This is a genomic window from Burkholderia sp. A2 (assembly GCF_001729305.1).
GTDB classification, from domain to species: Bacteria; Pseudomonadota; Gammaproteobacteria; order Burkholderiales; family Burkholderiaceae; genus Burkholderia; species Burkholderia sola.
Genome location: NZ_LZXX01000165.1, coordinates 600 through 1,010, shown reverse-complemented (window position 1 = coordinate 1,010; position 411 = coordinate 600). Strand labels below are relative to the sequence as shown.

General features: G+C 72.7%; 1 protein-coding gene. It reads left to right on the top strand.

Going from position 1 to position 411, the window contains the following annotated elements; translation table 11 throughout:
* Positions 1-411, top strand: a 411-nt coding sequence (locus tag A9Z05_RS38275; RefSeq protein WP_371090936.1) for an L-threonylcarbamoyladenylate synthase, incomplete at both ends; no start/stop codon positions are given.

Below are 411 nucleotides of genomic sequence, written 5' to 3'. Positions count from 1 at the left end.
TGCCGGCCGACGCGCACGCGCTGATCGATGCATTCTGGCCGGGCCCGCTCACGCTGATCCTGAAGCGCCACGCGCGCATTCCGGATGCCGTGAGCGGCGGGCAGGATTCGGTCGGGCTGCGCTGTCCGTCGCATCCGGTCGCGCAGGCGCTGCTGGCCGCGTTCAGCGCGCGACGCGGCGGCCACGGCGGCGTGGCCGCGCCGTCCGCGAACCGGTTCGGCCACGTGAGTCCGACGACCGCGCAGCACGTGCGCGACGAATTCGGCGATACCGTGCACGTGCTCGACGGCGGCGCATCCGAAGTCGGCATTGAGTCGACGATCCTCGACCTGTCTCGCGGTTTCCCGGCACTGCTGCGCCCGGGCCACGTGACGCCGCAACAGATCGCCGACGTGCTCGGCCGCGCGCCGA